Here is a 25,318-nt window from a genome sequence, read left to right on the forward strand (position 1 = left end):
GGGACTCCGAGCACAAGCTTTACCCCGGCACAAGCCGCGCCTCGCCGCGTTGAAAAGACGTCGCAGGCAGGTCATGCGCGGGCCTGGCGCCTTCTGCGTCGGTCCTCGAGAACGGAGCCGGCAAAGCCTCCTCTCGGAAGGCGCCTGTTGCAGGACGCGGACAGCTGGCATTACTGTGGTACCTACGGAGGATGGATGAACACGCAGACGCCGAATGAGCCCTTGCAGGCGCTGGACGACCAGACATGGCGTGACGTGGTCACCGCCATCGACCGGACGTATTCGGAACTGGTGGACTATCAGGAACGGCTGGAGGCTCAGAACCGGGAACTGGACGAGATGCGCCAGTTCATGGCGTCAGTGCTGTCGTCGATCTCGGAAATGCTGATCGTCATCGACCGGTCGCACAATATCGAACGCACCGGCGGCGCATTGTCCGACATCCTCGGCATCGACACGGCGTCGATGATCGGCACACCGCTGTCCGGTCTGCTGGAAGCCGGCGCGGGCAAAGCGCTGTCGGACGCGATTGCCGAGGTCATGCGCGACCGCCGCCCCCGTGTCATCGAGGTGAGTTTCCTCACCCCGGATGGCCCGACCCCCCTGGACGTCAGCGTCAGCCCCCGGCTGGACCAGCGCGGCCGGAGCCAGGGCGTCGTTCTGGTGGGACGCCCCTTGGGCGAGTTGCGCAACGCCTACCGCGAGCTGGAGGCCAGCCACACCGCCTTGCAGAACGCCCAGGCGCAACTGGTACAGCATGAAAAGCTGGCCTCTCTGGGTCGGCTGGTGGCGGGGGTGGCGCATGAGTTGAACAACCCGATCAGCTTTGTCTACGCCAACACCCACGCCCTGGAGAAATACACCCGACGGTTCGAGACCTATTTCGACGCGGTGCAGTCCGGGGCGAGCCGTCCTGAACTGGGGGCTTTGCGGGATGAGCTGAAACTGGACCGGACGGTGAAGAACCTTCGGGGCGCCATCGACGGCGCGAAGGATGGGGCCGAGCGGGTGCGCGACATCGTCGAGGATCTGCGACGGTTGAGCGCCGACGGAACCGGCGAAAAGGTGCGGTTCGACATGGTCCAGACCGCCCGCACCGCAGCCGACTGGGTGGTGCGCGGCACCAAGACCCCGGTTCGGATCGCCATGGATGGCGCGGCGCAGGCGTACGCCATGGGCAATCCCGGCCATGCACAGCAGGTCGTGATGAACCTGGTGCAGAACGCCATCGACGCGCTGGCAGACACCGCCGACCCGCTGGTTACGCTGCATGCACAGGCACGCGACGGCAAGACGGTCCTTCAGGTCAGGGACAACGGGCCCGGCATTTCCGAAAGCGATGCCTCGGCCATTTTCGACCCGTTTTTCACCACGAAACCCGTCGGCAAGGGCACCGGACTGGGCCTGTCGATCTCGCAAAAGATCGCGCAGGAAAGCGGTGGAACACTCACGCTTGCCGCCACCGGACCGAATGGCAGCTGTTTCGAGTTGAGCCTGCCCGCAGGAGATTCTGAATGAACATTCTCTGGCTGCAATCGGCTGGCTGCGGCGGGTGCACGATGTCCCTTCTGAATGCGGAATCTCCGGGCGTATTCGAGCTTTTGGACAATGCCGGGCTGCGGTTCCTCTGGCACCCTGCCCTGTCTCAGGAGACCGGCGGAGAGGTGCGGCGCATCCTGGACGACGCAGAGACCGGGCGTGTGCCGCTGGACATCCTGTGTGTCGAGGGCTCGATCCTGACCGGCCCCAAGGGCACGGGACGGTTCCAGATGCTGTCCGGCACGGGACGTTCCATGCTGGACTGGGTCGAGAGCCTGGCGCCGCGCGCCGCCCATGTGGTGGCGGTGGGCACCTGTGCGACCTATGGCGGTGTGACCTCGGCTGGTGGCAATCCGGCGGGCGCCATCGGCGTGCAGTATGATGGCCGCAATCCCGGCGGCGCCCTCCCCCAGAGCTTTCGCAGCCGCTCGGGTCTGCCGGTGATCAACGTGGCGGGGTGTCCGACCCATCCCGACTGGGTGACCGAAACGCTGATGCTGATCGCAGCCGGAGAGATGCACGCAGATGTTCTGGACGCGCTTCAGAGGCCGCTTTTCTATGCCGAGCACCTCGTGCACCATGCCTGTCCCAAGAATGAATTCTACGAATACAAGGCCAGCGCCGAGAAACCCGGTCAGATGGGCTGCATGATGGAGCATCTGGGCTGTGTCGGCACGCAAGCCGTGGGCGATTGCAACATTCGCGGCTGGAACGGCGGCAGTTCCTGCACCCGGGCCGGCTATGCCTGCATCAACTGCACGGCGCCCGAGTTCGAGGAGCCGAACCACCCGTTCAGCGAGACCCCGAAATTCGCCGGCATCCCCGTGGGCCTGCCGTCTGACATGCCCAAAGCTTGGTTCATGGCGCTGGCGTCGCTGTCCAAGGCGGCGACACCCAAGCGGCTGTCGGACAACGCCGTTGCGGATCGGATCAAGGTCACGCCGACGCTCGGTGGCAAGCGGAAATGACCACACGATCCCTGCTTGTCGGGCCGTTCAACCGTGTCGAGGGCGATCTTGAAATCCGGCTGGAGGTTGCGGACGGTCATGTATCCGCGGCCTACGCCAACTCGCCGATGTTCCGGGGCTTCGAGGCGATGATGCTGGGCAAGGACCCGATGGACGCTCTCACCATCACGCCGCGCATCTGCGGTATCTGCTCGATCAGCCAGTCCGCGGCGGCCTCGGCCGCCCTGGGCGACCTGGCCGGGCGTGCGCAACTGCCGCAAGGGGCGCTGGCGACCGTGATCATGCACGGGATCGAGAACCTTTGCGATCACCTGACGCATTTCAACCTCTTTTTCTGCGCGGATTTCGCCCGCCCCGCCTATGCGGGCCGGTCCTGGCACGAAAGGGCCGTGGCGCGGTTCACGGCGATGGACGGCTCCGCCACGCGGGCCTGCGTGGCCGCGCGGGCTGAGATCCTGCACATCGTCGGCCTGCTGGGCGGCAAGTGGCCCCACACGCTGGCGATCCAGCCCGGTGGCGTCACCCGCGCCCCCACGTCGCGCGACCGCATTCGCATGGCGAGCACGCTGAAATCGTTCCGCCGGTACCTGGAGAGCACGCTTTTCGGCGCTCCGCTCGAAGCGTTCGCCGAGCTCCGCACCGCCGAGGAGCTTTGCGGCTGGGACAAGGGCGATGCGGGCCTCTTTATGGAGATCGCCGCCGACCTGGGACTGGCGGAGATCGGTTTCGGCCCCGGACGCTACATGTCCTTCGGCGCCTATCCCCTGCCCGAGGGGCGCGCCTTTGCGCAAGGCGTCTGGCAGGACGCGGCACTATCCCCGGTGGACACCAGCGCCATCCGCGAAGACCTGAGCCACGCCTGGATGCATGGCGAAACCGCGCATCCCTCGCAGGGCGAGACGCACCCTGACGAGGACATGCAGGCCCCGGCCTATAGCTGGTGCAAGGCGCCCCGGCTGGATGGGCACAGCATGGAGACCGGCGCCTTGGCGCGGCAGGTGGTGGACGGGCATCCGGCGGCCCTCGGGTTGGCGCAGACAGGATCGAACGTGCGCGCCCGCGTGGCGGGGCGGCTGCTCGAGATCGCGCGTACGCAAATCCTGCTGGAAGGCTGGGTGGCCGCGCTGGACCCCGGGGCGCGGTTCATCGAGGATGTCCCCCTGCCCGCCTCCGGCTCGGGCAAGGGGTTGGTCGAGGCGGCGCGCGGCGCGTTGGGGCATTGGACCAGCGTCGAAAACGGGCGGATCAGCGCCTACCAGATCATCGCGCCCACCACATGGAATTTCAGCCCGCGCGACGCGGCCGGCATGCCCGGCCCGGTCGAGGCGGCGCTGGTCGGCGCCGAGGTCGGCGAGGCCGAGGACACGCCGCTCACGGTGCAGCATATCGTGCGCAGCTTCGACCCCTGCATGGTGTGCACGGTCCATTGACCGAGGGTCTGCGCATCCGCGTGCGCGGGCAGGTTCAGGGGGTCGGGTTCCGGCCCTTCATCTGGCAGCAGGCGCAGCGGTTCGGGATCGCGGGCGAGGTGCTGAACGACCCCGAGGGTGTGCTGATCCATGCCTGTGGCGCAGACCTCGACCGCTTTGTCGGCAGCATTGGCACCGATGCGCCGCCCCTCGCGCGGGTGGATGCGGTCGAGACCTCGGCGCATGTCTTCGAGATCGTGCCGACGCGTTTCGAGATCACCGCAAGCCAGGGCAGCGGGGCCGAGACCCGCGTGACGCCCGATGCCGCCACATGCGCGGCGTGCCTGGCCGATATCCGGGGCACCGATCCGCGCCGGCAGGGCTATGCCTTTACCAACTGCACCCATTGCGGGCCGCGGTTTACCATCCTGCGTGACCTGCCTTATGACCGCGCCAGGACGACGATGGGCACATTCGAGATGTGCGCCGACTGCGCCACCGAATACGCCGACGCCGCGGACCGCCGCTTTCACGCGCAGCCCGTGGCCTGCGCGGTTTGCGGCCCGCAGCTTTGGCTGGATCACGGGCAGGATGTGGTTGCCCGCGCCGCGGAACGGCTGGCGGCCGGGGAGATCCTGGCCATCAAGGGCCTTGGCGGGTTTCACCTGTGCTGCGACGCGTCGAATGCGCGGGCCGTCGCGACATTGCGGGCCCGCAAGCATCGCCCGACCAAGCCGCTGGCCCTGATGGGCCGCTGGGAGGAGATCGAAGCGCATGCGACCCCATCGGTCGAGGACCGCAGCGCGCTTGGGTCCAGCGCCGCCCCGATCGTTCTGCTTGCCCACCGCGGCACCCTGCCCGACGCGCTGGCCCCCGGTCAGGACCGCTTGGGCTGGATGCTGCCCTATACGCCGCTTCACCACCTGTTGCTGGACGCGGTGCGGCGCCCGCTGGTGATGACCTCGGGCAACATGTCGGGCGAGCCGCAGGTGATCGGCAATGACGAGGCCGCGGCCAAACTGGGCGGGCTTGCCGATGGAATCCTGTCCCACGACCGCGACATCGCCCGGCGGCTTGACGACAGCGTGATGCAGATCACAAGGCATGGGCCGATGATCCTGCGCCGCGCGCGGGGCATGGTGCCCGACACGCTGCCACTGCCCGAGGGGTTCGAGGACGCAGACCAGGTCGTGGCGTTCGGCGCGCATCTGAAATCGGCGATCTGTCTCGTGAAGAACGGTCAGGCGCTGCTGTCGCATCACCTGGGCGACCTGGACGATCCGCTGACCTGGGACGAATTCATCAAGGCCGATGCGGATTACGCGGCGCTGTTCGATCATCGGCCCGAGGTGTTCGCCTGCGATCTGCACCCCGGTTATCGGTCCTCGCAACACGCGGCGGCGCGGGCGGGCGGTGGCTTGATCGAGGTCCAGCACCACCACGCGCACCTGGCGGCGTGTCTCGCCGAAAACGGTTGGCCCCTGGATGGCGGGCCGGTGGCGGGGATCATTCTGGACGGGCTGGGCCTTGGACCGGACGGCACGATCTGGGGCGGCGAGGTTCTGTTGGGCGATTATCACGGGTTCACCCGTGCCGCGCACTTGCGGCCGGTCGCCCTGCCCGGCGGCGATGCCGCCAGCCGCGAGCCATGGCGTAACCTGCTGGCGAGGTTGGATCAGGCCGGATTTGCGGGTATCGCCGACGAAATGCTGCCGGAGGCCCCGCGCGAGATGCTGCGACAGGCCATGGCCAAAGGCGTGAACGCGCCAGTGTCATCCTCGGCGGGCAGGCTGTTCGATGCGTTTGCCGCCCTGCTGGGGTTTTCCGGCGCGCAAAGCTACGAAGGCGAGGCCGCGATGGGGCTGGAAGCCATGGCCCGGCGCGCTCTTCACGAGGCCGGCGACCCCTACCCGTTCGGTCAAACGGACGGAGTGATCGACCCCGCGCCGATGTGGGACGCCGCCCTGGCGGACCTGCAGCACGGCGTTGGAAAGGACGTCATGGCCCGGCGATTACATACGGGTCTGGCTCAGGTCTTTGCCGAGCTCGCCCGTGGGCTGGTGACGGACGGCAAGGCCAGGGCTGTCGCGCTGTCGGGAGGGTGTTTCCAGAACGCGCTGATGCTTGATCTGACGGTGGCGGCGTTAGGGGATGTGCCTTGCCTTCTGCACAGGAAGGTTCCCGCGAATGATGGCGGTCTTGCCCTGGGACAGGCGCTGATCGCGGCGGCGACCAGGGCCGGCAATTGGTAAGAGGGCGACCACCCCCGGGGACAATCGGTTATCACCCAACCGTCCGCAGAGCCGCAATTGCCGCCGTCATCCGCAGTAAACCATTGATAGGTCTATAGAAAACGCCACGTTTGGCGAGACCTCACTTTTTCGAACCCTTTCCCCCGCGGCCGCGCCATCAAGAAGATGGACCACTTTTACTGACGTCCCGCCTCGTCAGTTCAACCGCGGAGGAGACCGGTTTGGCCGATATTGAAACCTTCTACGATGTCATGCGCAGCCAGGGGATCACCCGGCGCAGCTTCATGAAATATTGCGCGCTCACCGCCAGTGCGCTGGGGCTTGGCCCCGCCTTTGTTCCAAAGATTGCCAACGCGATGGAAACCAAGCCGCGCACGCCGGTGATCTGGGTGCACGGGCTGGAATGCACCTGCTGTTCGGAATCGTTCATCCGCTCGGCCCACCCGCTGGCCAAGGACGTGGTGCTGTCGATGATCAGCCTCGATTACGACGACACGCTGATGGCCGCGGCCGGTCACGCGGCGGAGGCCGCGATGATGGACACGATCGAGAGGTACAAGGGCCAGTATATCCTGGCCGTCGAGGGCAACCCGCCGCTCAACGAGGACGGGATGTTCTGCATCTCGGGCGGCAAGCCATTCGTGGAAAAGCTGAAGATGGCGGCCAAGGACGCCAAATGCATCATCAGCTGGGGCGCATGCGCGTCCTATGGCTGCGTTCAGGCCGCCAAGCCCAACCCGACACAGGCCACGCCCGTCCACAAGGTGATCACCGACAAACCGATCATCAAGGTGCCCGGCTGCCCGCCCATCGCCGAGGTCATGACCGGGGTGATCACCTACATGCTGACGTTCGACCGCCTGCCCGAGCTTGATCGGCAGGGCCGGCCGGCGATGTTCTATGGCCAGCGCATCCACGACAAATGCTACCGCCGGCCGCATTTCGATGCCGGCCAGTTCGTCGAGGAATGGGACGACGACGGCGCGCGCAAGGGCTATTGCCTCTACAAGATGGGCTGCAAGGGTCCGACGACCTATAACGCCTGCTCGACCGTGCGCTGGAACGAGGGCGTCAGCTTTCCGATCCAGTCCGGTCACGGCTGTATCGGCTGTTCCGAGGACGGATTCTGGGACCAGGGCACCTTCTATGACCGGGTGACCGACCTGACCCAGTTCGGCGTGGAAAAGAACGCCGATCAGATCGGCATGGCCGCGGCCGGTGTCGTCGGCGGGGGCGTTGCCCTGCACGCGGCCGTGTCAGCGCTGAAATCGGCGCAGAACAAGGCACAGAAAAACCCAACCCCAAAGAATGAGGAGGCCTGAGCATGGTTGTCCAAACGCCGAACGGCTTCGATCTCGATGACAGCGGCCAGCGTATCGTCGTCGACCCGGTGACCCGGATCGAAGGCCACATGCGCTGCGAGGTGAACGTCGATGACGAAGGCTATATCCGCAACGCGGTCTCGACGGGGACGATGTGGCGCGGGCTGGAAGTGATCCTAAAGGGGCGCGACCCGCGCGATGCCTGGGCCTTTACCGAGCGCATCTGCGGCGTCTGCACCGGCACGCATGCGCTGACATCGGTGCGGGCGGTGGAAGACGCGCTGGGGATCGAGATTCCCGACAACGCCAACTCGATCCGCAACATCATGCAACTGAACCTGGAGATCCACGACCATGTCGTGCATTTCTATCACCTGCACGCGCTCGACTGGGTGAACCCGGTCAATGCGCTGCGCGCCGACCCCAAGGCCACGAGCGAGTTGCAGCAGGCGGTCTCTCCGTCTCACCCGCTTTCCTCTCCGGGCTATTTCCGCGACGTGCAGAACCGGCTGAAGCAATTCGTCGAAAGCGGTCAGCTGGGCCTTTTCAAGAACGGCTACTGGGACAATCCGGCCTATCTGTTGCCGCCCGAGGCCGACCTGATGGCAACGACCCACTACCTCGAGGCGCTCGATCTTCAGAAGGAGATCGTGAAGGTGCACACCATCTTCGGTGGCAAGAACCCACATCCCAACTGGCTGGTGGGCGGCGTGCCCTGCCCGATCAACATGCACTCCACCGGGGCCGTGGGCGCGATCAACATGGAACGGCTGAACCTCGTCAGCTCGATCATCGAGAAATGCGACGAGTTCAACCGCAACGTCTACCTGCCGGACGTCATCGCCATCGGCGGGTTCTACAAGAGCTGGCTTTATGGCGGGGGTCTGTCGTCCAAGGCGTGCCTTGCCTACGGCGACATCCCCGAGAACCCCAATGATTTCTCGCCCGAGCAGCTGCATCTGCCGCGCGGCGCGATCATCAACGGTGACCTGTCGCAGGTGCATGACGTCGATGTGCGCGATCCTGAGCAGGTTCAGGAATTCGTCGATCACTCGTGGTACGAATACGGCGAGGCCGGCAAGGGTCTGCACCCGTGGGACGGCGTGACCGAGGCCAAGTTCGAGCTGGGTCCGAACCTGAAGGGGACACGCACCAACATCAAGCAGATCGACGAAGGGGCCAAATATTCGTGGATCAAGGCGCCGCGCTGGCGCGGGCACGCGATGGAGGTCGGTCCGCTGGCCCGCTACATCGTGGGATATGCCAAGGGCCACGAGGAGATCACCGACCAGGTCACTGGCCTTCTGAGAAAGATGGACCTGCCGACGGAGGCGCTATTCTCGACCCTGGGCCGGACCGCGGCACGGGCGCTGGAATCCGAGTATTGCGGGCGGCTGCAGAGGTACTTCTTCGACAAGCTGGTCGCCAATATCAAGAACGGCGACGAAAGCACTGCGAATGTCGCCAAGTGGGACCCCAGCACGTGGCCCAAGGAGGCCAAGGGCGTCGGCATGACCGAAGCGCCGCGCGGCGCGCTCGGGCACTGGATCCGGATCAAGGACGGACGTATCGAGAACTATCAATGCGTGGTGCCGACCACCTGGAACGGCTCTCCGCGCGACAGCCAGGGCAATATCGGCGCGTTCGAGGCCAGCCTGATGAACACCAAGATGGAACGCCCGGAAGAGCCGGTCGAGATCCTGCGCACATTGCACAGCTTCGATCCGTGTCTTGCCTGCTCGACCCACGTGATGTCGCCCCATGGCGACGAGTTGACCACCGTCAAGGTTCGCTGAGGGAGGAAGAACCATGAGACCACGCATACTCACACCGATCGCGACCCTGGTGGCCGCAACCCTGATGGCCGGACCCGCCCTTGCCCACAGCGCGGGGCACGAGGCCAACGGTTTCATGCACGGGCTGGCGCACCCGGTGTTCGGGCCCGATCACCTGCTGGCGATGCTGGCGGTGGGGCTGTGGTCCGGCTTTGTCCTGCCACGCCGCGTCTGGGCGGGGGCGCTGAGCTTCATGGCGGCGATGGCCGCAGGCGCGGCGCTCAGCTGGGCCGGGATCGGCTTTGCCTTCGTCGAGACGGTGATCGTCGCGTCGGTGGTGGCCTTCGGGCTGCTGACCCTGCTGTCGCACCGGGGACAGGCGCGGGCCGTCACCGCGACCTCGCTGGGTGCCATCGCGCTGTTCGCAACCGCGCATGGCCATGCCCACGCAACCGAGGCCGCGGGCAACGCCCTGGCCTACCTCGCGGGGTTCCTGATCTCGACGGCACTGCTGCACGGGGTGGGGATCGTCCTTGCCCAGGCGATTGCCGCGCGCCCCGCGGTGCAGCGCTCGATCGGTGCAGGGATCGCCGCCTCCGGCCTTCTGCTGATGTTCGGCTGAGGGCGGGAACATGAACACCAGGATCACCACCCCCGCCCCGGGCGGTACGAGCACCAAGGTCGGCGCGTACGGCGTCTCCACGCTGACCGGGGACGCGACCGAGGCCGACCGCCGGACCGTCACGCGAAACACGTCCGTCTATGTCTACGAAGCCCCTGTCCGGCTCTGGCACTGGATCAACGCGCTGGCGATCATCGTGCTGTGCGTCACCGGCTACCTGATCGGGTCGCCACCGCCCTCGGTCGACATGGCCGAGGCCACGCACCAGTTTCTTTTCGGCTATATCCGCTTTGCCCATTTCGCGGCCGCCATGATCATGACGGTGGGCTTTTTCGGGCGCATCTACTGGGCGTTCGTGGGCAACCACCATGCCAAGCAGATGTTCAAGCTGCCGCTCCTGAACAGGACCTGGTGGTCCGAGGTGATCGACGAGATCAAGTGGTATGCCTTTCTCAAGAAGAAGCCGCGCAAATACGTGGGGCACAATCCGCTGGCACAGATCGCGATGTTCTTCTTCATGACCGTGGGGATGACCTTCATGATCGTGACCGGCTTTGCGCTGTATTCCGAGGGTGTGGGCCGCGGCGGCGTGCTCGATACGCTGTTCGGGCCGTTTCTGGATCTCGTGGGCGGGTCGCAGACGATGCACCAGATCCACCATCTGGGGATGTGGGCGATCGTTATCTTCGTGATGATCCATATCTATGCGGCGGTGCGCGAAGACATCATGTCGCGCCAGTCGATGGTATCGACGATGATCTCCGGCACGCGGACCTTCAAGGACGACGATCCGAACTGAAGCCGGCCGGGCAAACGACGGGAAGGCGGGTGCGGAGCGCCCGCCTTTTTTGATGGACAGAAACGTTTCCAATTTCCATCAATGTGACAACAAACTAATCACCGTCGCAGCTTCAGGACATACGCATACGACAGAATACTGTTTTATTTCTGCTACTTAATTAATCTTCCGAAGACGTGCGTTTTACATATCCGACGGGACAACCGGTAAGCTAGCCTCGTTTCCAGGGACGGACGGAAACCTGCATTTCCATCCGAAGGAGGGAGGAGCGAATGGCGGACAATGTTCTGATCATGGGCATCGGCAATGTGCTGTGGGCCGATGAGGGCTTTGGCGTGCGCTGTGTCGAATATCTTGCAGAGCATTGGGACCTGCCCGACGGCGTGACCCTTCTGGATGGCGGCACGCAAGGGCTCTACCTGCTGCCCTTTCTTGAGGATGCCGACACGCTGATCGTGTTCGATGCGGTCGATTACGGGCTCGAGCCCGGCACCCTGAAGGTCGTGGAGGATGACGAGGTGCCGCGCTTCATGGGTGCCAAGAAGATGTCGCTGCACCAGACGGGTTTTCAGGATGTGATCGCGACGGCGCAACTGATGGGATACTGCCCGTCCCGCCTGCTGCTTATCGGATGCCAGCCCGAAGAGCTGGAGGATTACGGCGGCGGACTGCGCGACGTGGTCGCCGCACGGATCGAACCGGCAGTGCAGGTGGCGCTGACGCGCCTGGCGCAGATGGGCCATGCGGTCAAACCGGGCCGCACCGAAAGCGATCTTCTGGCCGATCCGTCGATCATGCAAACGGCCTATGAAGACGGCCGTCCCTCTGAAGACGACGCCTGTCGCACCGGCGACGCGCGGTTCTTTCCGGCGGCGGTATGACCGATGTGCGTCGGAGTGCCCATGCAGATCACATCCGTCACCGGCATCGCCGCGACCGTGCGTGACAGTGCCGAGCTGATCGACCTGTCGCTGACGCCCGAGGCCCAGGCCGGCGACTGGGTGCTGACCTTTCTCGGCGCGGCCCGCGAGGTGATCAGCGAAGACGAGGCCGAAAAGATCTGTGCCGCGCTCGACGGGCTGCGCGCGGTCATGACGGGCGGCGATGTCGGCGATGCCTTTGCCGATCTCGACGCGGCCACCCCGCAACTGCCACCGCATCTGCAGGCTGCGCTCGACGCAGGCCAGAGCACCGGCTGACACTGACGATGAAGGACCGCAGATGACCCACCCCCTTGTTACCCGATTGATCGACGAATTTGCCTACCGTGCACTAAGCACGATGGCGGATGTGGCCGAGTTTACCGAACGTCCTGGCACGCACGTGATCTTCGTGCCCGGCGATGCGCAGCGAAATCTCGAGACGCCCGATGTGGCGGTGATCCTCCCCGAGTTGCACCAAGCCTTTCAAGGCCGGTTCGATTGTGCCGTGGCCACCGACGCCGTCGAAAGCGAGTTGCGCGACACCACCGGCATCTTCAAGACCCCGAGCCTGATCTTCTTCCGCGATGGCGCGTGCATCGGCGGGATCCCCAAGGTGCGGGACTGGTCCGAATACGTCGAACGGATCACGCATTTTCTGTCGCTGCCTGTTGCCGCCGAATAAGAGGACCTGAGCATGACCAACCCTTTCATGATGCCGCCCACCGGCTTTGGCCCGGGATCCCAGCCGCTCGACCAGCAGGACGAAGCACTGGAATACATGCCGCTGCCGCAGGACATGCGCACCTACTCTCCGCGAATCCCTGAAATCGAAGAGCTGGGCGGCGCTGACGTGAAACCGGCGCTGGCGCTTTTGGCACAGGTGGCAGACGCCGCCGCGGAGGTAAGTGCCGGCGGCGGCACACGGCAGTTCGACCTGGCCGGGCTCGATCCAGCCAACCGCGACCTGATCGCGGAAACGATGGGCAGCGGAGAGGTGTCGGCCAAGGTCCGCGCCATCCCGGCCATTGCCGTTCAGGAAAGCGTCTTTGCCGGGATCTGGACCCTGAAATCCGCCACTGCCGACCTGATCGAAGTTGCCGCCATTCCGGCCTGTGTCACTCAGGCCCCGTTTACGCCGGTGCGCAACGCGTCGGGCAAGGACACGCCCCTGGCGGACGGCGTCGTGAACGCACCGCCGCTCCAGATCGAGCTTTTCGACAAATCGGCCGCCTTTTCGCCGGAGGCGGATCTGCATGTGATCAACCTTTCGCTTTTGCCGCATACCGAAGAAGACCTTGCCTGGCTCGATCAGGCCGTGGGCGAAGGCGCGGTCACCATCCTGTCGCGCGGGTACGGCAACTGCCGGGTGACGGCGACGGCCATTCCCCACGTGTGGCGGGTGCAGTTCTTCAACTCCCAGGACACGCTGATCCTCGACACGTTCGAAGTGACGTCGATGCCCGAGGTGGCCTGTGCCGCGCCAGAAGATCTTGGCGACAGCGCCAGGCGGCTGACCAGCGTGCTGGAGGCGATCCGATGAGCCGGTTCGAAGGCAGCTTCCTCGGTGCAGAGGACAAGATCAGCGCGCAGGCGGTCATGGAATGCAAGATCTGCTGGACGCCCTACGACCCGGCGGAGGGCGACGATTATCGGCAGGTGGAGCCGGGAACGCCGTTCCTGGCCCTGCCAGACGACTGGTCCTGCCCCAATTGCGGTGCGCCGAAAGAGCAGTTCATGGTGCTGGAAGACCCCGGCGCCGAGCCCGTGGCGGACGCCGCCCGTCTTGACGCACTGACCGCCAGGCTGGTCGCCGAGTTCCGTGAAATCTGGCACGCCAAGATGCGCGACGTGCCCATGGTCAACAAGTTGCTCTCGGTCGAGGCGGTGGGGTTTCGCATGGTCGACGGGCGCCCGCTGGGTGTCCTGGTGTCGCCGTGGTTCATGAACCTGGTCCAGCTTCCCGGTGAGGGCGAGGATTGGTCAGGCCTGACGCCGGGCGCGAAAGAGCTGATCGCCTTTCCGTCGGGGGACTACGAGTTCATCCACAACACCCGCGACATGATCGGCGGTTACAAGGCCTGCTCGCTGTTCTCTCCGATGAGTGATTTCTCGACCCAGTTGCAGGCGCAAGAGGTCGCCCGGGCGATCATGGTGGCCCTTTTCGACGAGGGCCATCGCGCCGAGACGGACCGCGCCGCCGACATCCGCGCCGAGCGCGAGGCCGCACTTGCCCCCGAGGAGGGCGACGCGCCGAGCCTTGCCGATGCCCCCACGCGCCGCGCCGTGATCTCGGGCGGTCTGGCGGAGACCTGACAGGCGATGAACCGGCCCCTTGCATATCCGCTGCGCGCCAGGCCTGTCCCCGCCCTGCCGGTGGCGCAGGTCGTGCTGGGCAAGCCGGTGGAAGAGGTCGCGGCGCTGTTGCCGCGTCTGTTCAACCTTTGCCGGGTGGCGCAAGGCGTGGCGGTTCGGGCCGCGTTGGGACTGGAGCTTGCGACCGGGTGGCAAGAGGCGTTGCGGCAGGAAATCCTGCGCGAACACGTGGCAAAGCTGTGCCTGAAATGGCCCGCGCTCATGTCGCGGCTTGCGGTGCCATTGCCCCGGGATTGGACCCACGACTCGCAGGCGGCGCGCCTGGCGCTGTTCGGCGCAGGTGCAGGCATGCCGGGCGACGTTCAGGGCCTTGCTGGATTCATGGCGCAAAGCAACGGGATCGCGCCGGTCCTTCGCGCGATAGATCAACTGTTCCGACCCGATGAAGGCTGTCGCGCCGCGTTGCCCTTTGCATCGGCCAGGACCGTGTTCGACCCCACGGCACAGGAGAATTCGGTCGCCACGCGCAGGGCCGGACATCCTGTCCTGCACCACGTCGCCACGACCCATGGGCGCGGTCCGCTCTGGTCGGCCCTCGCCGTCGCCTACGAGCTTGACGCCCTTCTTGCCGGGGAAGCGCCCCGGCTGTGGCACGCACCGGGCACGGCGGTGGTCACGGCGGCCCGCGGTCTGTACGGGATCAGGGCCGAGGTCGAGAACGGTCATGTCGCGGCCTTCAGGCGCCTTACACCGACCGATCAACTGACGGCCCCGGACGGCGCCCTCGACCAGTCGCTGGCCAGCCTGCCGGCCACACGGGCGCAGGCGCTGGCCCCTCTGCTATTGTCAATTCTCGATCCGTGCTATCCAGTTTCCCTCGAACCCGTCCAGCCAGGGGAGCCGGACCATGCATGAGATGTCGCTTTGCGAAGGGATGCGCAGCGTGATCGAGGAGCAGGCGCGCCGGCACGATGTGGCGCGCATCACACGGGTGCGGGTCGAAATCGGACGCTTTGCCGGGGTCGAGACCGAGGCGCTGCATTTTGCCTTCGACGTGGTGATGCGCGGATCGGTGGCCGAGGGGGCCGAGCTTGTTACGCTCGATTTGCCCGGGCGGGCCCTTTGTTATGATTGTATGAAAGAGGTGGAAATCCATGCCCGCCTCGACCCCTGCCCGCTTTGCGGCGGCGGAAAACTGATGCCGCAAGGCGGCGATGAAATGCGAATCAAGGACTTGGAGGTGGCATAATGTGCACTGTTTGCGGATGTTCCGAAGGCGAAACCAAGGTGCATGGGCACGACCATGGGCATCACCATGATCACACCCATGAGCACGGGCATGATCACGGGCATGATCACGGGCATCATCACCCCCAAGATCACTCCCATGACCACGGGCATCACCACCATCATCACCATTATGGCCAGGGTCCGGCCGGTACCGAAGTGCCGGGAATGTCGCAGGAGCGGCTGATCGAGATCGAGACCGACATCCTGTCCAAGAACGACCGCTATGCACAGGCAAACCGCACATTTCTGGCCGCGCGCGGCGTGCTGGCGCTGAACCTCGTCTCGTCGCCCGGATCGGGGAAAACGACCCTGTTGTGCAAGACCATCGAAGCCCTTGGCGAGCAGCCGCTTACGGTGATCGAAGGGGATCAGCAAACCCAGAACGACGCCGACCGCATCCGCGCCACCGGCGCGCGTGCCGTGCAGGTCAACACCGGCAAGGGCTGTCACCTGGACGGGCACATGGTGGGCCATGCGATGGAGCATCTGGCGATCGAGGCCGGTTCGATCCTGTTCATCGAGAATGTCGGCAACCTTGTCTGCCCCGCCGCCTTCGACCTGGGCGAAGACGCGAAGATCGCGATTCTGTCGGTCACCGAAGGGGAAGACAAGCCGTTGAAATACCCCGATATGTTCACCGCGGCCCGGCTGGCGATCCTGAACAAGACCGATCTTGCCCCGCATTGCGACGTGGATCTGGACCTTTACGAGGCCAACCTGCGCCGGGTCAATCCGGGGATCGAGATCCTGAAGCTGTCGGCGCGCACCGGCGAGGGCATGACGGACTGGCTGGCCTGGCTGCGCACCCAACTGGCAGAGAAATCCGTGACAGAGGCCGCGCAATGACGGGCCTGCCCACCATCTTACTGGTGGATGACGAAGAGCATTCGCTGGCCGCGATGCGCATGGCACTCGAGGACGATTTCGACTGCCTGACGGCAGCCAACGCGTACGACGCGATGCGCCTCATGGAGGCGCATTTCGTCCAGGCGATCTTTTGTGACCAGCGGATGCCCGGCAAGACGGGGGTCGAATTCCTGGCCGATGTGCGGGACCGATGGCCGGATACGGTGCGGATCATCATCACCGGCTATACCGAGACCAACGACATGATCGCGGCCATCAACGAGGCCGGGATCTATCAGTTCGTGACCAAGCCGTGGCACCCGGATCAGTTGGTGATGGCGGCCAAGAACGCAGCGCAGCTTTTCCAACTGGCGCGCGAACATGACCGCATGTCGCTGGAAATGCGGTTCCTGGGCAAGACCGCGGAAAGCAAGGTCGAGGCGCGGCGGCGTACCTTGCGTGAAGGCTTCGGGTTCGAACGCATCCTGCGCGCGCCCAACTCTCCGATGAATGCGGCGGTCGAACTGGCCCGGCAGGTGGCCAGTTTCGATGTGCCAGTGCTGATCACCGGCGAGGCCGGTACCGGAAAGGACATCATGGCGCGCGCGATGCATTACGCGTCGCTGCGGTCCGACCAGTCGTTCTATGAACTGAACTGCGCCGGCCTGCCCGATGACGTGCTGAAACTGGAAGTGCTGGGGGCCAAGAAAGGCGCTGTGCCCGGCCAGCCCAACACCAGGATCGGCCTGCTGCAGAAAGCCTCGCGCGGCACGCTTTTCCTGAACGGGGTCGATACACTCAGCCCGCAGATGCAGCTTGTCCTGTTGCGGGTGGCGACCGAGGGCAGTTTCGAGCCCGTCGGCGGCACCGAAACCCTGACCACGAACACGCGCCTGATCACTGGCAGCCACAGTGACCTGTCGGTCGCGGTTTCGGACGGCGAGTTTCGGTCCGATCTCTACTACGCGCTTTCGACAACGGAACTGGCCCTGCCGCCGCTGCGGTCGCGGATGGAAGACCTCGACATCCTGTCGCGGCATATCCTTGGCGACCTTGCCGGCGAGCATTCCAAGCCGGTGGACGGGTTGTCGAAACTCGCCCTGGAATTCCTGGGCAATTACGACTGGCCCGGCAACCTGCCCGAGCTGACGAACGAGCTGACCCGGATGCTGATCCTCAGCCAGGAACCGCGTCTTGGGCCAGAGCTGATCTCGCGCCACATCTTGCAGGCCGATCCGTCGGTCTCGTTCCGCCCCGACCCGCGCGAAGCCGACCTTCTGGTGTCGGAAGGCACGCTGAAAGAGCGGATCGAAGCCATCGAGGCCCGCATCCTGCGCGAAACGCTGACGCGGTTGAAATGGAACAAGAGCCGCGCTGCCGACGAGCTTGGGCTGAGCCGTGTCGGCCTGCGCTCGAAGCTGGATCGTTACGGCGTGCATCAACCGGGCAAGACCAAGGCCCCCGAAGACGAGGACTGAGCCATGTGTCTGGGAATACCGGGACAAATCGTCGAGATCACCGACGCGAACCGCCTGATGGCGCTGGCCGATATATCCGGCGTGCGCCGCGAGGTGTCTGTCGCCTGCGTGGCCACGCCCGACCTTGGCGACCTGATCGGGGAGTGGGCGCTGATCCATGTGGGTTTTGCCATGAGCGTTATCGACGCCGACGAGGCCGAAAAGACGCTGGAGGCTTTGCGGAGTCTCGGTGAAGCGCAGGAAACGCTGGAGGCGATGGCCGAAGGCGCGTCAGCCCTGGAGGGAACGCAATGAGATATGTCGAGGAATTCAGGGACCCAATCGCCGCCAAGGCCGTGCTGGCGGCCATTGAAACCGTGGTGCAGGAGATCGGCGCGACCGCCGAGAAGCCGGTGCACATCATGGAAATCTGCGGCGGGCACACCCATGCGATCTTTCGCTACGGTCTCGACCGCCTGACGCCTAAGGGCATCGAATTCATTCATGGCCCGGGCTGCCCGGTCTGCGTGCTGCCGATGAGCCGGATCGACGAATGCGTCGAGATTGCCGAGCGGCCAGAGGTGATCTTCTGCACCTTCGGCGATGCGATGCGCGTGCCGGGCACCCGTAAATCACTGATGCAGGCCAAGGCCGACGGCGCGGATATCCGCATGGTGTATTCCCCTCTCGACGCGCTGGAGATCGCCCGCCGTAACCCGGAGCGCGAGGTTGTTTTCTTCGGTCTCGGCTTCGAGACGACGACCCCCTCGACCGCCCTGTCGATCCAACAGGCCGCGCGTGAGGCATTGTGCAACTTCAGCGTCTTCTGCAACCACATCACTGTGCCGCCCCCGATCAGGGCCTTGCTGAACGACCCGCACATGGTGCTTGACGGTTTCGTGGGGCCCGGCCACGTGTCGATGGTGATCGGCACGCATCCCTATGATTTCATCGCCGATACCTATGGCAAGCCCATCGTCGTCGCGGGGTTCGAGCCGCTCGACCTGCTGCAATCGGTGCTGATGGTCCTGCACCAGATCCGGCACGGGCGAGCCGAGGTGGAGAACCAGTATGCGCGCGTGGTGCCGGAGCATGGCAACCCGGTCTCGCTTGCCGCCATCGAGGATGTCTACGAACCGCGCCCCACCTTCGAGTGGCGCGGACTGGGGGAGATCGACGCAAGCGGGCTGCGTATCCGGGCCAAGTACGCCGCCTTCGACGCCGAGGAAAAGTTCGGCGTCGGCTACGGGGCCGGCCCGCGGCTCGTCTCCGAGCCCGAAGGCTGCGCCTGCGGTCAAGTGATGACCGGACGGATCAAGCCCACGGGCTGCCCGCAATACGGCACCGGCTGCACGCCCGAGATGCCGCTGGGCGCCCTCATGGTCAGTTCGGAAGGCGCCTGTGCCGCCTATTACCAGTACGGCGCAACCGACGAGCGGCTGGAGGCGGTGGAATGAACATGAGCACTCGGGTCAAGCCTGCCCGCCTGCGCGGCGACCGCGTGACCATGGCCCATGGCGGCGGCGGCAAGGCGATGCGCGACCTGATCGAGGAAATCTTCACGGATGTCTTTCTGCCGCCCGGCTCGGAGGACCAGGCGCGGCTGACGTCGGACGCGCTGCGCGTGCCGGGGGCGCAACTGGCCTTTACCACGGACAGTTTCGTGGTCTCGCCGCCTGAATTTCCCGGCGGGGACATCGGCAAGATCGCGGTCTGCGGCGCGGTCAACGACCTGGCCGTGGGCGGGGCGAAACCGCTATGGCTGTCGGCGGCGTTCATCATCGAGGAAGGCTGCGAGTTCGACCTGCTGCGCCGGATCGTGGCCTCGATGCAGGCAGAGGCCGAAAAGGCTGGCGCCCGGATCGTCACCGGAGATACCAAGGTCGTGGAACGCGGGGCCGCGGACAAGGTCTTTGTCACGACCTCCGGCGTCGGGGTCATCCCGCCGGGGCGCGACATGCGGGCGGAAAACATCCGGCCCGGCGACGTGGCGCTGGTCAACGGGGTTCTGGGCGATCACGGCGCGACCATCCTGGCCGCGCGCGGCGACATGGCGCTCAGCACCGACATCCGGTCCGATTGCCAAAGTCTCGGCGCGCTGGTCGAGGCGGTCCTGGCGGTCGCCCCCAACACCCGCGCCGCCCGCGACGCGACACGCGGCGGGGTGGCATCCGCCTTGAACGAAATGGCCGAGGCGGCTGCCCTGGAGATCGAGATCGACGAGACCGCCCTGCCCCTGCGCCCCGAGGTCAAGGGCGTGTGCGAGGTTCTGGGGCTTGATCCGCTTTACCTGGCCAATGAGGGCACGCTGGTGCTGTTTGTCCCGCCGGACGAGGCGGAGGCCGCCCTTGCCGCGATGAAAGACCTGGAGGCCGGACGACGTGCGACCATGATCGGCAAGGCGCGATCCGGGCGTGCGGGCCGCGTGGTGATGACCACCCTATTCGGCGGCCAACGGTTGGTCGACACACTGGTCGGTGAACAATTGCCCCGCATCTGCTAGTTGCCCTGCTTTATCTTGCGTGGCGGCGAGACGGGTCCCGTCAGCCTGCGTCAACGGGTCGGTTCGCGGGGCGCGATCGCTATCGGCGCTGGAACAGGATCACGACCAGCGCCAGGAGCGACGAGCCGAGCATCAGCAACAGGGAAACCGCATTGAGAAGTGGGGTCGAACCTTCCTTCAGGCGGTCGAACATCGCGATGGTCAGCGGCGCGTCGGAACCGACCAGCATGAGCGTGGTATTGAAGTTCTCGAAGCTCATCAGGAACGCCACGACCAGCGCGCCGATCATGGCGGGCATGAGGAAGGGAATGGTTATCGTGCGCACCGCCGTCAGGCGCGTGGCGCCGAGGTTCAGCGCGGCCTCTTCCAGAGTGCGGTCGAACTTTTGCAGCCGGGCGGTGATGACCAGTGTCGCGATGGTCGTGATAAATGAGAACTGCCCGAGGATCACCAGCAGCAGGCCGGGGCGCAGGGCCTGGATGTCGACCTCCGCCGCGTTCCAGATCCCATTGGCCAGCGTCGATGAAAACACCAGAATCGAAATGCCCAGCACGATGCCGGGGATGACCAGCGGCAAGAGCATCAGGACGTAAAGCGCGCCCTTGCCGCGGAACTCGTAGCGGTTGAAGAGGAAGGCGTTCGTGGTGCCCACGCTGACCGACAGGACCGCGACGCAGGCGGCGACGAAGGCCGAGGTGCCCATCGCGCGCAGGATGCCGCGTTCGTGGAAGACACCAATCTGGGGGCGGTCCTCTCCGAAGAACCAGTTCCAGGTGAAGCCTTCCCAGGGCAGTGACGGAAACTGGCTGTCGTTGAAGGCGAAGACCGCGACGACAGTCAGGGGCAGCGCGAGGTAGAGGAAGAACAGCAGGACATAGCCGCCGTAGAGGAGGCGAAAGCTGCGGGAACGGGGGATGGTCGGGATCATGGCCTACCCCATCGTTTCCTGAAGGGTGCGGCCGGTGAGACGTAGCATCCCCCAGACGATAACCGAGGACAGTACCAGCAGCATGAAGCCGAAGGCCGCGCCGAGCTCCCAGTTGGAGCGGACGATGAACTGGTTGTAGATCATCTCGGTGAACCAAAGGCTGTCCTTGCCACCCAGCATGGTCGGCGTCAGGTAGTTGCCCAAAGACAGCATGAAGACCACGATGCAGCCCGAGACGATGCCCGGCATGGCGTGCGGGATGATGATCTCGCGCAGGACCGACAGGCCGCTGCCGCCGAGGTCATAGCCCGCCTCGACCACGCTGTCATCCAGGCTTTCCAGCGTTGTGACCAAGGGCACCACCATGAACAGCATGGATGTGTAGACCAACCCCACCATCATGGCGGCGTCGTTGTAGAGCATCTCGACCGGCTGATCGGCCAGTCCCGCCCATTGCAGCAAGTTGGAGATGAGGCCGGTTTCCCGCAGCAGGATCATCCAGCCGAAGGTGCGCACCAGTTCCGAGACGTAGAACGGGATCAGGCAGAGCATGAACAGCACCTGCTGCAACCGGCCCCGCGCCATCTTGGCGATGTAATAGGCCACCGGGAAGGCGATCAGCAGGGTGATGGCGGTGGCCAGCACCGACATTACCGCCGTGCGCCAGAAGGTACGCAGGTAAAGCGGTTCGGTCAGGGCCTTTTCGTATTGCGTCAGGCTGGGCTCGTAGACGCCGAAACTGATGCGTTCGCGCAGCGAGATCATCAACATGTCGATATGCGGGATGACGATCAGCAAACCCAGCCACAGCAACAGCGGCGTCAGCAGCAGGATGAATCCGATCCGGGCTTCGGCGCGCATCAGGCCGCACCGGCAAAGCACATCGCCTGTGCCGCGCCCCAGCCGATATGCACCCTGTCGCCGCGTTTCAGACTGGCGAACTCGCCGGTCTGGGGCAGCGTGACCTCAAGCGTTTCGCCCGCGTCATCCTCGACCAACACACGCGAGGCCGCGCCGTTGAAAAGCAGGCTGGTCACCCTGCCCTGCATCCGGTTCTCGAACTGCGCCAGCGCCTCGGCATTGGCGGCGAGGTGGACGGACTCTGGCCGGACAAAAATTTCCGCGGTGTCGCCCTTGGACAGGACCTCGGCGGCGGTCGCGCGCATGGCGAGGCCGGTGTCGGTGCGCATCTCCAGCGTTGCGCCTTCGACGCGGTCGATGCGCCCGGTCCAGCGGTTCGCCTCGCCGATGAAGCCGGCGACGAACGGCGTCTCGGGCCGGTAATAGAGGTCCTGCCCCGTGCCGACCTGCTCGAACCGTCCGGCGTTCATCACGGCGATCTGGTCGGACATAACCAGCGCCTCGGACTGGTCGTGGGTGATGTAGACGAATGTGGTGTCGAACGCGGCCTGAAGCGCCTTCAGTTCGATCTTCATGTGCTCGCGCAGCTTGAGGTCGAGGGCCCCCAATGGTTCATCCAGCAGCAGCACATCGGGTTCCAGCACCATGCAGCGGGCGATGGCCACGCGTTGCTTTTGCCCGCCCGACAACTCATCGACCTTGCGCGAACCAATTCCGGGCAAGCCGATCCGGTCCAGAGCCTCGTCCACCTTGCGGGCGATCTGGGCCTTGGCCATGCCCTGCCGCCGCAGCCCGTAGCCGATATTGTCGGCGATGGTCATCATCGGGAAAAGCGCGAGGTGCTGGAACACCATGTTCACCGGGCGCTTGTTGGGCGGCGTGTCCAGAACGGTGCCGCCCTTGATGCGGATGTCGCCCGACGTCGGCTCGAGAAACCCGGCGATCATGCGCATGATCGTCGTCTTGCCACAGCCAGACGGGCCGAGGATGGAAAAGAAACTGCCCGGCGGCACGGAAAACGAGACGTCGTTAACGGCGGTCGTGTCGCCGAAACGCTTCACCAGCTCGACGCATTCAAGATCAGGGGTCATGCAGGGGGCCGTTTCTTGGGCGGCACCCTCGCGAAAGGGTGCCGCGTTGTCATGCGCGATCAGTTGGCGGCCTGGACGCGGTCCAGAACCTCGCCTTCGATGGCCTCCAGGCCGGCGGGAACGGGCGGGTACCATTTGATGTTGTCGACCGCTTCAGGCGGGAAGCTGTCCTGGTACTTGGCCTTGAGCGCGTCTTCGGCATACTCATCCGCGCCGGCGGACGCGGTGAAGTTGCCCGCCGCAGCCGTGATCTTGGCCGACACCTCTGGCTGCATCACGAAGTTGATCCACTCGTAGGCCACATCGTCGGCCTGCCCTTTGGCCGGGAGCACGAACGTGTCGATCCAGCCGAGCGCGCCGGATTCAGGGGCGACGAAGGTGATGTCGGAATTGTCCTCGTTCAGCTTCCAGCCGCCGGTGTCCCAGGCCATCGATGCCGTCACCTCGCCCGAACGCAGGAGGTTCATCAGCTCGTCGCCGCCGCTCCAATACGCCTTCACGTTGGATTTGCACTCGGTCAGCTTGGCCTCGACCTTTTCCATGATCTCTTTGTACTTCGCCTCGTCGTCATAGGCGGCGAACGGGTCCTCGCCCATGGCGAAGGCAAAGCCGATCAGGGTGGGACGCTTCAGGCGATAAGACACCTTGCCTTCCAGCGCCGGGTCGCAGAGGTCGGTATAGTCCTTGACCACGTCGCCCGCCTCGGCGGTGTTCATCACGAGGCCGGAGGTGCCCCAGACATGCGGCACGCCGTAGACTTCGCCGTTCACGGTGGTGTTGCCCTTGGTGGCTTCCAGCATGGAGGGAATGAACAGCGACTCGTCGATCTTCGACAGGTCCATGGGCTTGTAGATGCCGAACTCCATCTGCGGGCCCATGATGCGGTCCTGCGAGGGCTGGGCGAGGTCGAAGCCGCCGCCGCCCGTGGCGCGCAGCTTGGCGATCATTTCCTCGTTGTTGGACTTGGTCACCTCGACGGTGTGGCCGGTCTGTTCCTCGAACATCTCGACGACCTCGTCAGGCGCGTAGCCGCCCCAGGTCAGCAGGCGCAGCGTGTCGGCGGTGGCGGCCTGCGACAGGCCGAACACGGCCAAGCAGGTTGTGGTGAGCAGTGTCGTTTTCATGGGTGTCCCCCTCTGGTGGATGATTGTTTGCGTGCAGGATGGTCAGCATTGACCATTTGGTCAAACTCTTTGACGAGTCTCTGCCTTATCCTCGAGTTTCTTGACAGTTTCTTGTCAGGCCCCCTGCCCGGTCGCTTTTTCCTTTTGCGTCAAAGACAAGCCTCGAAAAGTTTACGCGTATTCTCCGCCGTCATCTCGATCGGGTTGCCGCCGGTCGATGGATCCCGCAGCGCGGCATCCACCAGCGTGTCGAGGTCGGGCTCGGTCACGCCCAGCTCGGTCAGCGTTTTGGGGATGCCCAGGCTGTCGTTCAACTGGTCCACGAAGGCGCAGAAGCCGTCAAAACCGCCCTCGATGCCCAGATAGGCCGCCGCCGGCCCGAAACGCTCGCGGATGGCGGGGGCGTTGAATTGCAGGACGGCGGGCATGCAGACCGCGTTCGTCGTACCGTGGTGGGTGTAGTGATGCGCGCCGATGGGGTGGCTGAGCGCGTGGATCGCCCCCAGACCCTTTTGAAAGGCCGTGGCGCCCATGGCTGCGGCGCTCATCATGTTGGCGCGCGCCTCGATATCGGAGCCGTCGGCATAGGCGCGCGGCAGGTAGTCCTTGACCAGCCGCATCCCTTCCAGCGCGATGCCCTGGCTCATCGGGTGGTAGTGCGGGCTGGAATAAGCTTCGACACAATGGGCGAAGGCATCGAGCCCGGTGCCCGCCGTGATGTGCTTGGGCATGCCCACCGTCAGTTCGGGGTCGCAGATGACGATTGCCGGCAGCATCTTGGGGTGGAAGATGATCTTTTTCTCATGCGTGGCCGAGTTGGTGATGACCGACGCGCGCCCGACTTCCGAGCCGGTGCCGGCGGTGGTGGGCATGGCGACGATGGGGTGAATGCCATCGGGATCGGCGCGGGTCCACCAGTCGCCGATATCCTCGAAATCCCAGACCGGACGCGTCTGTCCGGCCATGAACGCGAGCGTCTTGGCCAAGTCGAGGCCAGAGCCGCCGCCGAAGGCGATGACGCCGTCGAAGCCCCCATCGCGATAGAATTTCAGCCCTTCCTCGACATTTGCGTCCGAAGGGTTGGGATCGACCTCGGCAAAGATCGCGCGGCCCAGCCCGGCGGCCTCCATGAGGTCGAGCGTCCGGGTCGTGATATCCATGGATTTCAGCCCCCGGTCGGTGACCAGAAGCGGTTTCGCGATGCCCGCGACACGGCAGGCCTCGCCGATCTCGGCGATGCGCCCGGCACCGAAGCGCATGTTGGTGGGATAGGACCAGTTTCCGGTAAGTGCCATG

At 65.0% G+C, this 25,318-nt stretch carries 25 protein-coding genes; 20 read left to right on the plus strand and 5 right to left on the minus strand.

Features of this window, described 5'->3' with window-relative positions:
* Window positions 1-195: 195 nt before the first annotated feature.
* From ACQY4V_RS08685 to hypE, 20 genes are all read left to right on the plus strand, one after another.
* Window positions 196-1,518, plus strand: a complete 1,323-nt coding sequence (locus tag ACQY4V_RS08685; protein WP_428516590.1) for a sensor histidine kinase — start codon at window positions 196-198, stop codon at window positions 1,516-1,518.
* Complete coding sequence (locus tag ACQY4V_RS08690) at window positions 1,515-2,507, plus strand: HupU protein (RefSeq protein WP_428516592.1); 993 nt, start codon at window positions 1,515-1,517, stop codon at window positions 2,505-2,507. Before ACQY4V_RS08685 ends, ACQY4V_RS08690 begins: the two co-directional genes overlap by 4 nt.
* On the plus strand, window positions 2,504-3,937 hold the full coding sequence (locus ACQY4V_RS08695) for a nickel-dependent hydrogenase large subunit (protein WP_428516594.1): 1,434 nt from the start codon (window positions 2,504-2,506) through the stop codon (window positions 3,935-3,937). The genes ACQY4V_RS08690 and ACQY4V_RS08695 overlap by 4 nt, the downstream gene beginning before the upstream one ends.
* Window positions 3,934-6,168 (plus strand): carbamoyltransferase HypF, encoded by a 2,235-nt coding sequence (gene hypF / locus ACQY4V_RS08700; RefSeq protein WP_428516596.1) that lies wholly within the window; start codon window positions 3,934-3,936, stop codon window positions 6,166-6,168. The genes ACQY4V_RS08695 and hypF overlap by 4 nt, the downstream gene beginning before the upstream one ends.
* A 221-nt stretch (window positions 6,169-6,389) precedes the next feature.
* Complete coding sequence (locus tag ACQY4V_RS08705) at window positions 6,390-7,490, plus strand: hydrogenase small subunit (protein WP_152492689.1); 1,101 nt, start codon at window positions 6,390-6,392, stop codon at window positions 7,488-7,490.
* Between the two features lie 2 nt (window positions 7,491-7,492).
* Window positions 7,493-9,286, plus strand: coding sequence for a nickel-dependent hydrogenase large subunit (locus tag ACQY4V_RS08710; protein WP_428516598.1), 1,794 nt, complete (start codon window positions 7,493-7,495; stop codon window positions 9,284-9,286).
* A 13-nt stretch (window positions 9,287-9,299) separates the two neighbouring features.
* A complete protein-coding gene (locus ACQY4V_RS08715) occupies window positions 9,300-9,887 on the plus strand; it encodes a HupE/UreJ family protein (protein ID WP_428516600.1) in 588 nt (195 codons plus the stop codon).
* A gap of 10 nt (window positions 9,888-9,897) precedes the next feature.
* Window positions 9,898-10,686 carry a Ni/Fe-hydrogenase, b-type cytochrome subunit gene (gene cybH, locus ACQY4V_RS08720; protein ID WP_428516602.1) on the plus strand — a complete coding sequence of 263 codons (789 nt, stop codon included), beginning with the start codon at window positions 9,898-9,900 and terminating at the stop codon, window positions 10,684-10,686.
* A gap of 272 nt (window positions 10,687-10,958) precedes the next feature.
* Window positions 10,959-11,567 carry a HyaD/HybD family hydrogenase maturation endopeptidase gene (locus ACQY4V_RS08725; RefSeq protein WP_428516604.1) on the plus strand — a complete coding sequence of 203 codons (609 nt, stop codon included), beginning with the start codon at window positions 10,959-10,961 and terminating at the stop codon, window positions 11,565-11,567.
* Window positions 11,568-11,570: 3 nt separating this feature from the next.
* Window positions 11,571-11,885 carry a HypC/HybG/HupF family hydrogenase formation chaperone gene (locus tag ACQY4V_RS08730; protein WP_428516606.1) on the plus strand — a complete coding sequence of 105 codons (315 nt, stop codon included), beginning with the start codon at window positions 11,571-11,573 and terminating at the stop codon, window positions 11,883-11,885.
* A 22-nt stretch (window positions 11,886-11,907) separates the two neighbouring features.
* Complete coding sequence (locus ACQY4V_RS08735; RefSeq protein WP_428516607.1) at window positions 11,908-12,291, plus strand: hydrogenase accessory protein; 384 nt, start codon at window positions 11,908-11,910, stop codon at window positions 12,289-12,291.
* Window positions 12,292-12,303: 12 nt separating this feature from the next.
* Complete coding sequence (locus ACQY4V_RS08740) at window positions 12,304-13,149, plus strand: hydrogenase expression/formation protein (RefSeq protein ID WP_428516609.1); 846 nt, start codon at window positions 12,304-12,306, stop codon at window positions 13,147-13,149.
* Window positions 13,146-13,922 carry a [NiFe]-hydrogenase assembly chaperone HybE gene (gene hybE, locus ACQY4V_RS08745; RefSeq protein ID WP_428516611.1) on the plus strand — a complete coding sequence of 259 codons (777 nt, stop codon included), beginning with the start codon at window positions 13,146-13,148 and terminating at the stop codon, window positions 13,920-13,922. The genes ACQY4V_RS08740 and hybE overlap by 4 nt, the downstream gene beginning before the upstream one ends.
* 6 nt (window positions 13,923-13,928) lie before the next feature.
* Window positions 13,929-14,837 (plus strand): hydrogenase expression/formation protein HupK, encoded by a 909-nt coding sequence (locus ACQY4V_RS08750; protein ID WP_428516612.1) that lies wholly within the window; start codon window positions 13,929-13,931, stop codon window positions 14,835-14,837.
* Window positions 14,830-15,171, plus strand: coding sequence for a hydrogenase maturation nickel metallochaperone HypA (gene hypA / locus ACQY4V_RS08755; protein WP_152492699.1), 342 nt, complete (start codon window positions 14,830-14,832; stop codon window positions 15,169-15,171). Before ACQY4V_RS08750 ends, hypA begins: the two co-directional genes overlap by 8 nt.
* A complete protein-coding gene (hypB, locus tag ACQY4V_RS08760) occupies window positions 15,171-16,058 on the plus strand; it encodes a hydrogenase nickel incorporation protein HypB (RefSeq protein ID WP_428516614.1) in 888 nt (295 codons plus the stop codon). Before hypA ends, hypB begins: the two co-directional genes overlap by 1 nt.
* Window positions 16,055-17,536: a sigma-54-dependent transcriptional regulator gene (locus tag ACQY4V_RS08765; RefSeq protein ID WP_428516616.1), complete on the plus strand. Its 1,482-nt coding sequence runs from the start codon at window positions 16,055-16,057 to the stop codon at window positions 17,534-17,536. The genes hypB and ACQY4V_RS08765 overlap by 4 nt, the downstream gene beginning before the upstream one ends.
* A gap of 3 nt (window positions 17,537-17,539) precedes the next feature.
* Entirely contained in the window at window positions 17,540-17,830 is a 291-nt protein-coding gene (locus ACQY4V_RS08770) for a HypC/HybG/HupF family hydrogenase formation chaperone (RefSeq protein ID WP_428516618.1), read from the plus strand.
* The gene (gene hypD / locus ACQY4V_RS08775) at window positions 17,827-18,972 is read left to right on the plus strand and encodes a hydrogenase formation protein HypD (protein WP_428516620.1); all 1,146 of its coding nucleotides are present in this window, start codon (window positions 17,827-17,829) and stop codon (window positions 18,970-18,972) included. Before ACQY4V_RS08770 ends, hypD begins: the two co-directional genes overlap by 4 nt.
* Window positions 18,969-20,018, plus strand: a complete 1,050-nt coding sequence (gene hypE, locus ACQY4V_RS08780) for a hydrogenase expression/formation protein HypE (protein ID WP_428516622.1) — start codon at window positions 18,969-18,971, stop codon at window positions 20,016-20,018. The genes hypD and hypE overlap by 4 nt, the downstream gene beginning before the upstream one ends.
* A 79-nt stretch (window positions 20,019-20,097) precedes the next feature.
* Here hypE and ACQY4V_RS08785 read toward each other — a convergent pair whose 3' ends face one another.
* The 5 genes from ACQY4V_RS08785 to ACQY4V_RS08805 form a co-directional block, all read right to left on the minus strand.
* Window positions 20,098-20,946, minus strand: a complete 849-nt coding sequence (locus ACQY4V_RS08785; RefSeq protein ID WP_428516624.1) for an ABC transporter permease — start codon at window positions 20,944-20,946, stop codon at window positions 20,098-20,100.
* A 3-nt stretch (window positions 20,947-20,949) separates the two neighbouring features.
* The gene (locus tag ACQY4V_RS08790) at window positions 20,950-21,807 is read right to left on the minus strand and encodes an ABC transporter permease (RefSeq protein ID WP_428516626.1); all 858 of its coding nucleotides are present in this window, start codon (window positions 21,805-21,807) and stop codon (window positions 20,950-20,952) included.
* Window positions 21,807-22,898 carry an ABC transporter ATP-binding protein gene (locus ACQY4V_RS08795; RefSeq protein ID WP_428516628.1) on the minus strand — a complete coding sequence of 364 codons (1,092 nt, stop codon included), beginning with the start codon at window positions 22,896-22,898 and terminating at the stop codon, window positions 21,807-21,809. The genes ACQY4V_RS08790 and ACQY4V_RS08795 overlap by 1 nt, the downstream gene beginning before the upstream one ends.
* A gap of 59 nt (window positions 22,899-22,957) precedes the next feature.
* Window positions 22,958-24,022: an extracellular solute-binding protein gene (locus ACQY4V_RS08800; protein WP_428516630.1), complete on the minus strand. Its 1,065-nt coding sequence runs from the start codon at window positions 24,020-24,022 to the stop codon at window positions 22,958-22,960.
* Between the two features lie 149 nt (window positions 24,023-24,171).
* Window positions 24,172-25,317, minus strand: a complete 1,146-nt coding sequence (locus ACQY4V_RS08805) for an iron-containing alcohol dehydrogenase (RefSeq protein WP_428516632.1) — start codon at window positions 25,315-25,317, stop codon at window positions 24,172-24,174.
* Between the last annotated feature and the right edge of the window lies 1 nt (window position 25,318).

This window comes from Roseovarius sp. (genome assembly GCF_965277045.1).
In the GTDB taxonomy this organism is placed as follows: domain Bacteria; phylum Pseudomonadota; class Alphaproteobacteria; order Rhodobacterales; family Rhodobacteraceae; genus Roseovarius.

Coding starts and splice junctions, on each gene's coding strand:
- ACQY4V_RS08685 (WP_428516590.1), top strand. CDS start 196: ATGAACACGCAGACGCCGAATGAGCCCTTGCAGGCGCTGGACGACCAG.
- ACQY4V_RS08690 (WP_428516592.1), top strand. CDS start 1,515: ATGAACATTCTCTGGCTGCAATCGGCTGGCTGCGGCGGGTGCACGATG.
- ACQY4V_RS08695 (WP_428516594.1), top strand. CDS start 2,504: ATGACCACACGATCCCTGCTTGTCGGGCCGTTCAACCGTGTCGAGGGC.
- ACQY4V_RS08710 (WP_428516598.1), top strand. CDS start 7,493: ATGGTTGTCCAAACGCCGAACGGCTTCGATCTCGATGACAGCGGCCAG.
- ACQY4V_RS08715 (WP_428516600.1), top strand. CDS start 9,300: ATGAGACCACGCATACTCACACCGATCGCGACCCTGGTGGCCGCAACC.
- cybH (WP_428516602.1), top strand. CDS start 9,898: ATGAACACCAGGATCACCACCCCCGCCCCGGGCGGTACGAGCACCAAG.
- ACQY4V_RS08725 (WP_428516604.1), top strand. CDS start 10,959: ATGGCGGACAATGTTCTGATCATGGGCATCGGCAATGTGCTGTGGGCC.
- ACQY4V_RS08730 (WP_428516606.1), top strand. CDS start 11,571: ATGTGCGTCGGAGTGCCCATGCAGATCACATCCGTCACCGGCATCGCC.
- ACQY4V_RS08735 (WP_428516607.1), top strand. CDS start 11,908: ATGACCCACCCCCTTGTTACCCGATTGATCGACGAATTTGCCTACCGT.
- ACQY4V_RS08740 (WP_428516609.1), top strand. CDS start 12,304: ATGACCAACCCTTTCATGATGCCGCCCACCGGCTTTGGCCCGGGATCC.
- hybE (WP_428516611.1), top strand. CDS start 13,146: ATGAGCCGGTTCGAAGGCAGCTTCCTCGGTGCAGAGGACAAGATCAGC.
- ACQY4V_RS08750 (WP_428516612.1), top strand. CDS start 13,929: ATGAACCGGCCCCTTGCATATCCGCTGCGCGCCAGGCCTGTCCCCGCC.
- hypA (WP_152492699.1), top strand. CDS start 14,830: ATGCATGAGATGTCGCTTTGCGAAGGGATGCGCAGCGTGATCGAGGAG.
- hypB (WP_428516614.1), top strand. CDS start 15,171: ATGTGCACTGTTTGCGGATGTTCCGAAGGCGAAACCAAGGTGCATGGG.
- ACQY4V_RS08765 (WP_428516616.1), top strand. CDS start 16,055: ATGACGGGCCTGCCCACCATCTTACTGGTGGATGACGAAGAGCATTCG.
- ACQY4V_RS08770 (WP_428516618.1), top strand. CDS start 17,540: ATGTGTCTGGGAATACCGGGACAAATCGTCGAGATCACCGACGCGAAC.
- hypD (WP_428516620.1), top strand. CDS start 17,827: ATGAGATATGTCGAGGAATTCAGGGACCCAATCGCCGCCAAGGCCGTG.
- hypE (WP_428516622.1), top strand. CDS start 18,969: ATGAACATGAGCACTCGGGTCAAGCCTGCCCGCCTGCGCGGCGACCGC.
- ACQY4V_RS08785 (WP_428516624.1), bottom strand. CDS start 20,946: ATGATCCCGACCATCCCCCGTTCCCGCAGCTTTCGCCTCCTCTACGGC.
- ACQY4V_RS08790 (WP_428516626.1), bottom strand. CDS start 21,807: ATGCGCGCCGAAGCCCGGATCGGATTCATCCTGCTGCTGACGCCGCTG.
- ACQY4V_RS08795 (WP_428516628.1), bottom strand. CDS start 22,898: ATGACCCCTGATCTTGAATGCGTCGAGCTGGTGAAGCGTTTCGGCGAC.
- ACQY4V_RS08800 (WP_428516630.1), bottom strand. CDS start 24,022: ATGAAAACGACACTGCTCACCACAACCTGCTTGGCCGTGTTCGGCCTG.
- ACQY4V_RS08805 (WP_428516632.1), bottom strand. CDS start 25,317: ATGGCACTTACCGGAAACTGGTCCTATCCCACCAACATGCGCTTCGGT.